Source organism: Spirillospora sp. NPDC049652 (genome assembly GCF_040675125.1).
GTDB lineage: Bacteria > Actinomycetota > Actinomycetes > Streptosporangiales > Streptosporangiaceae > Spirillospora.
Genome location: NZ_JBFAOF010001306.1, coordinates 1 through 1,611, shown reverse-complemented (window position 1 = coordinate 1,611; position 1,611 = coordinate 1). Strand labels below are relative to the sequence as shown.

At 71.9% G+C, this 1,611-nt stretch carries 2 protein-coding genes; one reads left to right on the top strand and one right to left on the bottom strand.

The genetic code is table 11. From position 1 onward, the window contains the following. The coding region (locus tag AB0J52_RS39680; RefSeq protein ID WP_500188288.1) for a helix-turn-helix domain-containing protein at positions 1–280 on the bottom strand (280 nt) is incomplete at its 3' end. A gap of 100 nt (positions 281–380) precedes the next feature. On the opposite strand from AB0J52_RS39680, the gene leuC reads away from it, so the two are divergent. Further along, positions 381–1,611: 3-isopropylmalate dehydratase large subunit (gene leuC, locus AB0J52_RS39675; RefSeq protein ID WP_500188286.1), on the top strand; the 1,231-nt coding region annotated here is incomplete at its 3' end.

Below are 1,611 nucleotides of genomic sequence, written 5' to 3'. Positions count from 1 at the left end.
GGTCGCGCAGCTGGGCGAGGACGGGCTGGGCGATCGCGAGCAGCCGGTCCTCACCGGCCGCGACGGCCAGTTCGGCGAGCCTCGGCCCCAGGATGAACCGGCCCTGGGTGTCGCGGTGCACGAGCCGGTGGTGCTCCAGCGCGACGGCGAGCCGGTGGGCGGTCGGCCGCGCCAGGCCGGTCGTCTGGACGAGCTGGGCGAGGGAGGCCGGCCCGGCTTCCAGGGCGTTCAGCACGAGTACCGCTTTGTCGAGAACGCCGACTCCGCTAGAGTTGTCCATGTCTTGATATTGCCGTCTCGCGATGTGAGATGCAAGTCGGGCGGAACTCGATCGCCGGGCGCATGGGCGCTCCCGGCAGGACGACAGGTGAGGTGGAGCGATGGGCCGCACATTGGCCGAGAAGGTGTACGACGCGCACGTCGTGCGACGTGCCGAGGGCGAACCGGATCTGCTCTACATCGACCTCCACCTCGTCCACGAGGTCACCAGCCCGCAGGCGTTCGACGGCCTGCGGATGGCCGGCCGGCCCGTCCGCCGCCCGGACCTGACGATCGCGACCGAGGACCACAACGTCCCGACGACCGACCTGCTCGCGCCGATCGCCGACCCGGTCTCCCGGACGCAGGTGGAGACGCTGCGCAAGAACTGCGCCGAGTTCGGCGTCCGGCTGCACCCCATGGGCGACGCCGGGCAGGGCATCGTCCACGTCATCGGCCCGCAGCTCGGCCTGACCCAGCCCGGTATGACGGTCGTGTGCGGCGACTCGCACACCTCCACGCACGGCGCGTTCGGCGCGCTGGCCCACGGGATCGGCACCAGCGAGGTCGAGCACGTCCTCGCGACGCAGACGCTGCCGCAGGTCAAGCCCAAGATGATGGCCGTGACGGTGAACGGCTCGCTGCCCGCCGGCGTCACCGCCAAGGACCTGATCCTCGCGATCATCGCCCGCATCGGCACCGGCGGCGGCCAGGGCCACATCATCGAGTACCGGGGCCAGGCGATCCGCGAGCTGTCGATGGAAGGCCGGATGACGGTCTGCAACATGTCCATCGAGGCGGGCGCCCGCGCCGGGATGATCGCCCCGGACGAGACCACGTTCGCGTACCTCAAGGGCCGTCCGCACGCCCCTCAGGGCGAGGCGTGGGACGAGGCCGTCGAGTACTGGACGTCCCTGCGCACCGACGACGACGCCGTGTTCGACAAGGAGGTCGTCATCGACGCCTCCGAGCTCACCCCGTTCGTCACCTGGGGCACCAACCCCGGCCAGGGCCTCCCGCTGGGCGAGTCCGTGCCGGACCCGGCGGCCATCGACGACCCGACCGAGCGGCAGGCCGCCGAGCGCGCCCTCCGGTACATGGGCCTTACCGCCGGGACGCCGCTGCGCGACATCGCCGTGGACACCGTCTTCGTCGGCTCCTGCACCAACGGCCGCATCGAGGACCTGCGCGCCGTCGCGGAAGTCCTGTCCGGCCGGACGGTCGCGGACGGCGTCCGGATGCTGGTCGTCCCCGGCTCGATGGAGGTCAAGAAGCAGGCCGAGGCCGAGGGCCTGGACGCGGTGGTCACGGCGGCGGGCGCCGAGTGGCGCGAGGCGGGCTGCTCGATGTGCC